Genomic DNA, 6,979 nt, shown 5'->3' on the forward strand with positions numbered 1-6,979 from the left:
GTGATCGACGCTCTGCTTCGCCGCCGGGGTCAAGTCGCCGGCGGGGAGGCCGAGGGCGGTGAGGATCCCGGCGACGGGCACGCGGTAGCGGCTGCCGACGCGCAGGACCGGCGCCGGGAACTGGTCGTTCTTGGCGAGTTCGTAGGCCAGCGACCGGCCGAGCCCGAAGGTGCGCCCGGCGGTCGGTAGATCGGTGACGGCGCCCAGGTCGCGGATGCGGGTCTCGGTCCAGACTCCGTTGTCGCTGTCGTCGGTGCTGTTCATGGCGAGGGTGCTCCTGTCAGGAGGGACGGATGGATCGGCGGTCCGCCTCGGGGCTGACCGCCGACACCCTCAAACCGGCCTCTGTCAGCTCCAGCGAACACATGCCGGTCTCACAGGGGGCTGTCAATGTCTCACCAATCTCTGACATGGCAGCCCAGCCGGCAATCGGCCGCGGACCGGCGGGGCCGCTGTGGCTCTGACAACCGCCGCTGCCGGGAAGCGCAACGTCCCCGCGAGCTGTGCCGGACCCCTCGCCGACCAACAGCACGACAAGCGGCGTGATCGGCAGCGTCTGGCGCTTATCGATGTCGGCGACGAAGTGCGGCAGCGGCACGTCCAAGATGGCGCGCCCGGACACGGTGCCTGATGTCATGGCACGCGAGAACGCCGCCGCCACCGTCGTGGCTTGGTCGCCGGGCTGCCGCCCGCCGGCGGCGAACGGTCCCTGTCACTGTCAATCCGCAGGCCAAACCCGGCAAGGCTCTGGCTTGATGGTCGCGACGCCGACAACCAGTGACATTCGGTTCGGTCTAGCAGGCGCGGACTGTCACCCGCGTGCCTGTGTCATACGGAACCGCTGGCGCACACCGTGTCACGACGTCCGTTGCCCCCTTCTGACAGAAGCGGGAAGCCATGTCAGACACCGGCCCGGCGAACGACAACGTCCGGACATCGCACCGCGAGTGTCAGTCGCAGCGGCACGTGACGTCGGACCTGCGATGTCAGCAACACGTGAGACGTTGACAGACACTGTCAGACCGGCACGTGTTCGCCAGAGCTGACAAACGCCGTTTTGAGAGATGGACGCGGCAGCAAGCCTTGTCGTGGGTCCTACAGCGCGTGTCTGCGAACACTGCCGACGGTGGCGTGCCGTGCCCTGCGCCCGCACGGTGATCCCGTCCGGCGGCGGGCTGCTGCCGGGTCGGCGCCCGGCGAGTAGCGGTCGGCGGCGGTCGGCGTCTTGAGTGGCCGACACCAGGGGCCCACCGCGGGTGCCAATTCTTGGTCTTGATCGTTCTTGCTTGGAGAGGCATGTTGATGCTCGTATCCGTTGTGCTGGTCACGGTCTCGGCGTCCGTGTTGATGTCAGCCTGGGCGTCAGGGTTGACGTCGGTCTTCAGCCGGACCCCCGAACCGACCCCGGCTCCCATCTCACAGGGCAGGTCAGCCCGGCTGTCGATGTCCGGCACAAGTGCTCCGACAGACCCTGCGTGTCTGCGGGTCTCTCCCCATAGGGGACGCTGTGGATGATCCTGTCCTGCGTGTGCAGTCTCAGCTCACCGCCCGCGACCGCATCCTGCTCGGTTGGCTCTACGACCACGGCGTCCTGACCACACCCCAGCTCGCCAACGCCCTGTTCCCGTCCCTGGACTTCTGCCAACGCCGACTGCGGACCCTCTACCGACTTCGGCTGATCGCCCGCTTCCGCCCCCAGCGGGCCGACGGCGGCTCCTACCCCTACCACTGGGTCATCGACCAGCTCGGCGCCGAAGTCGTCGCCGCAGCCCGCGACGAACGGCCCCCGCGCCGCGACCACGCCCGCCTCGAACGCCGCCGCTGGACCTCCACCCGCACCCTGACCCACCGCCTCGGCGTCAACCAGTTCTTCACCGACCTCGCCGGCCACGCCCGCACCCACCCCGGAACTCAGCTGCGGCAATGGCTGCCGGAGGCAGCCTGCCAACGCGCTGGCACCTTCACCCACCCAGACGATCCCGCTCTCGTCCGGGCCTACCAACCACGAGTACGTCCAGACGGCTACGGCCTGTGGATCGACACCGGCCGCAAGATCCCGTTCTTCCTCGAATACGACACCGGCGCCGAACAGCTCAGCATCCTGGCCACCAAACTCACCGGCTATCACGACCTGTTCACCACGATCGGCCAGGCGTGGCCGGTACTGTTCTGGCTGCACTCCGCCGCCCGTGAACGCAACCTCCGCACCCGGCTCGCCGACCTGACCGCCACGCTCCCGATCGCTACCGGCACTCGCGACCGAGTCACGTCACGCGAGTCATCGCCAGCAGGCAGCGTATGGGCGATCGACGGTTGCGAGGAACGGGTATCGCTCACCCGATCTGGCGGTCTGCATCGCCTGACTCGGTACCTATCGCGGGTTGAATACGGATTGTCCCGCAAATCAAACACGATGGGTACCGCGAATCGAAAGCCAAGGCCCCCGCAAATCGAAAGCTCAGCGGTATGATGAAGCGTGCCCACACCGCACCTCATCCCGCGCCGCGCCACGGCCCAGGTGACCGCAGCCCTGGCCGACACCCGTGTCGTGCTGATCAGCGGAGCCCGCCAAGCGGGAAAGAGCACCCTGGTCCGCATCGTCGCCGGCGACCGACCCGCAGAGCGCCGCGACCTCGACCGAGCCCAGGACCGAGCCGCGGCGACCGCCGACCCGGTCGGCTTCGTCGACTCCGCAGAGCTCCTGGTCATCGACGAAATCCAGCGCGCGCCCGAGCTGCTGCTGGCCATCAAGGCCGCCGTTGACGAAGACCCCCGACCCGGCCGCTACCTGCTCACCGGATCATCACGACTCTTCGGCATGATCGCCGCCCCGACGCGCTGCCGGGCAGGATGGAGACGGTCGAGCTCTGGCCATTCTCCCAGGGCGAACTCGACAGCGAACTCGACGCATTCATCGATGCGATATTCGCGTACGGCCCCGACCTGCACCACGAGTCCACTGTCACCCGAGCCGACTACGCGGCCCGAATCGTCCGAGGCGGCCTACCCGAGGCGACAACCCGAGACGACGTACGCCGCCGCCAACGGTTCCTCGACGCGTACGTCCAAGCCCTCATCGACCGTGACGTACGCCAGCTCTCCGACATCCAGCACAAGGGCGAGCTGCGCAAACTGGTACGCCTGCTCGCCGCCAGATCTGCGACCATCATCGCCGCCAACTCCCTGGAATCCGCACTCGGCCTGAGCCGGCCGACGGTAGCGCGTTACCTCCAAGCCTTGGAGGAGATCTTCCTGGTCAAGCGGATCCCAGGCTGGTCCCGCAATCTCGGCACCCGAGCGACCGCTGCGGCAAAGCTGATCTTCGTCGACTCGGGCATCGCGGCCAACGAACTCGCCACCGACGCCCGCGCACTGCTCAGACCCGGAGCACCGTTCGGCCCGCTGCTCGAATCGTTCGTTCTGTCCGAGCTGTCTCGCCAGCTCACCTGGTCCGAGCAATCCGTTGAGCTGTCCCACTACCGCGACCAGAGCAGATACGAGGTTGACGCAGTCCTGGAGAACCGAGCCGGCCAGGTCGTTGGTATCGAAGTCAAAGCCGCCACCACCGTCGGTCTCGACGACTTCCGTGGGCTACGCCGACTCGCCGACCGCCTCGGCGACGACTTCATCGCCGGCGTCGTCCTCTATACCGGCAGCAGCACCTTGCCCTTCGGCGACAAGCTCCGCGCCATACCAGTCAGCGCCCTATGGCAAGTACCTGCACCGGCAGCAGGCTGACCAGATCCGCTCTGCCCGCGGAGGCACGGAGGGACCCGTGAATCAGTCGCTCTGTGCAGAATGCCGCTTATGGTGCCATTCCAGAGGGCACACGAGCCTCATCGTATTTGCTTGTTTGACCCCAGGTTGTCAGCTAGCCGGATGCCGACGACCTCGACGTCGATGCCATCACCGCGGAGGCGGCGGGCGGCGCGGTAGAGCGCGACCTGGGAGAAGGTGTAAAGAGTCTCCGCCGTGAGCGGCTTACCGGACTTCAGCGCGATGCCGTAGACGATTTTCGTGGGCCTGAAAGACTCCTTGATCGAATGGCTAGGATCAGCCGCGTGTACCAGCTCGACGAGGCGTTCGCGCGCGTCCTGCTCGTGGAGCAATGAATCTGCGGCCACTTCTCCCTGAAAGAACAGGTGACTCAGCGGCGACGAGCGGTCTGCTCGCTTGATGTGGATCAGCTCGCCGTTCGGGCCGAGCAGGTCGCAGGCCTCGATGCCCTGGCCGCGGTGGTGTTGCCGGGTCTTCAACAGCCGCTTGTCCAGCAGCACGAAGCCGTGTTTGGCCGCCTCCTTGTTGTAAGCGTCCTCGTCGGGCAGCGAGCTGGTCCACGGCGGCAGCGTCACGCCGGCCGGGTGGTGCAGGATCTTCTCGATTTCGGTACGGAGGAAGTCCAGGTGATGTTCGCCGATCTCGTACCAACGGCCCTCGTGGTAGATCATCCGCGCTGACTCGAGGTGGACCTCGGCGGTGATCCATTTGTGGGCGGCGGTTGCCGGGTGGAGCAGGGCTTCGCCGGCTGGATCGGCACACAGTCCGATCGTGCCGGTCTTGAGCCGGTCGAGTCGGCGCCCGGACCGGCGGCCGCGCACCCGGCTGAGGATGTCGTCGAGCTCCAAGTCGGACCGGTAGGCGCGGCGGTACCCGGTCATCTTGATCTCGTGGGTTTCGGTGAGCGGTTCGTACTCGACCAGGTGGGCGGGCATGGCGAGACCGAGGCCGGTCGGTTGCTGCTGGCCGAGGAGGTCGTCGAGGATCAGATCGAGCTTTTCAGTACGGGTCCCGGTGGCCAGCGGCCGGACCTGGGCGATGAACTCCAACTCGGGTATGGGTGTGTCGCGCGCGCAGACACGGCCGATCTCCCGGAGGTCCGCGAGGAGCCGAGCCGGTTCGGTGCTGAGCGGGATCCGCAGGGAGTTCGCCGCCGCGATCGAGACCGGCCGTCGGGCGAGGCGGGTGACGGTGAGCTGCGGGTTGTCGCGCAACTCGCCGCCAACGTGGCCGACGATCTCGCCCCACTGCTCGATCGTGTACTGGCGAATGTGCTGGCCGCCGGGCACCAGGTTGCGGTCCACCCGGCCGCTGGCGGCCAGGACACTGCGGGTGATCTGCTTGATCCGATCCGAGTCGACCGCGCGGATCGCGAACGCGATGCCGAAGCCGGGATCGATCAGGTCGGGGTTGACCATGTGCCGCCCGACGGTGCCGTACGTGAGCACGTAGACCCGGTCGTCCACCGCCACCAGCAGAGCACCTCCGGCGCTGCTGTACCCGACGGCGATGTCGTCGCCGGTCAGTCCGGTGAGGACGGGGCACCAGTCCGCTCGCTCGCGCGGCACCTGCCCACGCGCCAGCAGAGCCGGCGCGCCGGCGACGGTGGTGGGCGTGGTGTCGAACTCCTGCTCGCGCAGGTAGCGGTGGTTGAGCGCACCGCGCAGGCCGGCGGCGTCCGGAGTAACGCCGGTGAGGAGGTAAACGCTGGTGCGATACGTGTTGATGGCTGCGGTCTGTCGCATGGAGATCATCCGATCCAGTGTGGAGGAGTGGCTTGTGTGAACAGAGTACACACATCGTCAACGTCCACGGGACCGTGTCAATGTGTACGATGTCGTCACACTGATGGAGGTCTCAAGCATGAGTGTCAACAACGAGGTCACCGCGGCCGATATTGCTCGCATCGCGGGCGTTGGCCGCGCCGCCGTTTCGAACTGGCGCCGCCGTCACCCGGATTTCCCGTCGCCGGTCGGTGGACCGGCGACCAGCCCGACGTTCGCCTGGCCCGAGGTCGAGTCTTGGCTGACCGCCAACGGCCGGGCCGCATCGAAAAAGCTGACCGGGACGAAGGCGACGGACGTGCTCGCGTTGGCGGAGGCGATGGCCGCCCTCGTGCCGTCCTCGACGCGCGGGCTGGTGCTCGATCCCGCGTGCGGGGACGGCACCCTGCTGGCCGAGGTCGCGCAGTTGCTCGGGCCGCGGGTCCGTTACGTCGGGCGCGCGGACGACATGACCCGGATCGACGTGGCAAAAGATGCTCTAGCCGACGCAGACGCCACGAACGTCGAGATCACCGTCGCGGACGATCAATTCGCCGCGCTGAAGGGTCAGGCAGATGCGGTGGTCTCGATCACGCCAGGTCCGGGGCACTCGATAGACGGGGCTGTTCTGGAGTACGGGCAGCCGAGTCGCGGCGACCACGCCCTGGGCTGGGTCCAGATCTGCCTGGCATGCCTCAAACGCGGCGGCACCGCGATCGTCGCCGTGCCGTTCTCAGCCGCGGTTCGCGCGTCGGCCCGCCGCATCCGAGCTGAACTACTGCGCGCCGGCGTGCTTACCGAGGTGATCGCCCTACCTGAGCGCGCCGTTAACAACACCGCCGCGCCCTGGCAGATCTGGAAACTGACCCGGCCCGCCGATCGACCGGCCTATGTTTTGCGCATGGTCGACCTGACCGACCGCGACGCCGACAACGTCCCCCACGACCCGGAGGCGTGGGCGGCAGTGTTCGCTGACCCCACACGTACCCGGAACGTGCCTTCGATCGAGCTGCTGGATGAAGACGTTCTGCTGGTCCCGGCCACGCACCTTCCCCTCGAAGTGCGCGACCTCACCCCTGACTACCACGAGGCGCGCGAGCGCTACAGCGCGGCGATCGGCCGTCTAGGCGCCGAAGCACCTTCGCTTGCGGCCGGGTCAGGTGAGATCGCTGCCCAGTTGGTCAGCGTCGGCGACCTTGTCCGCTCGGGGGCTCTGACCATCGTGGATCGGGAACGCGCACGGCCCGGCGATGTGGTCGTTCCATCGACATCGGGCGACTTCGCGGCGGTGGTGCTCAATGCGGTGCCGGCCGTCGGGATCAAGGCGGCGTCAGTGATCCGCTGTGATCCGGATTCGCTAGACCCATACTTTCTCGCCTGCTTCCTACGCTCCGCGACCAACCGGCGGCAGGCGGCCGGCACCTCAGGTGGCACCTTTC

At 67.4% G+C, this 6,979-nt stretch carries 5 protein-coding genes and 1 pseudogene; 3 read left to right on the forward strand and 3 right to left on the reverse strand.

Going from position 1 to position 6,979, the window contains the following annotated elements; genetic code table 11:
- On the reverse strand, positions 1-264 hold a 264-nt coding region (locus AB0M20_RS19610), incomplete at its 3' end, for a hypothetical protein (protein WP_364299998.1).
- Between the two features lie 16 nt (positions 265-280).
- Positions 281-604: a hypothetical protein gene (locus AB0M20_RS19615; protein WP_364300000.1), complete on the reverse strand. Its 324-nt coding sequence runs from the start codon at positions 602-604 to the stop codon at positions 281-283.
- 903 nt (positions 605-1,507) lie between these two features.
- On the opposite strand from AB0M20_RS19615, the gene AB0M20_RS19620 reads away from it, so the two are divergent.
- Together AB0M20_RS19620 and AB0M20_RS19625 are read left to right on the forward strand one after the other, a co-directional pair.
- Complete coding sequence (locus AB0M20_RS19620; protein WP_364300002.1) at positions 1,508-2,470, forward strand: replication-relaxation family protein; 963 nt, start codon at positions 1,508-1,510, stop codon at positions 2,468-2,470.
- Between the two features lie 6 nt (positions 2,471-2,476).
- Positions 2,477-3,738: pseudogene (locus AB0M20_RS19625) on the forward strand (ATP-binding protein).
- Between the two features lie 98 nt (positions 3,739-3,836).
- Here the strand turns inward: AB0M20_RS19625 and AB0M20_RS19630 are convergent.
- Positions 3,837-5,531 (reverse strand): DUF6119 family protein, encoded by a 1,695-nt coding sequence (locus AB0M20_RS19630; RefSeq protein ID WP_364300004.1) that lies wholly within the window; start codon positions 5,529-5,531, stop codon positions 3,837-3,839.
- A 73-nt stretch (positions 5,532-5,604) separates the two neighbouring features.
- Between AB0M20_RS19630 and AB0M20_RS19635 the strand changes: the two genes are divergently transcribed.
- A partial coding sequence (locus AB0M20_RS19635) for an N-6 DNA methylase (RefSeq protein ID WP_364300006.1) occupies positions 5,605-6,979 on the forward strand: 1,375 nt, incomplete at its 3' end.

The sequence above is a fragment of the Actinoplanes sp. NPDC051633 genome (assembly GCF_040681735.1).
Lineage (GTDB): Bacteria > Actinomycetota > Actinomycetes > Mycobacteriales > Micromonosporaceae > Actinoplanes.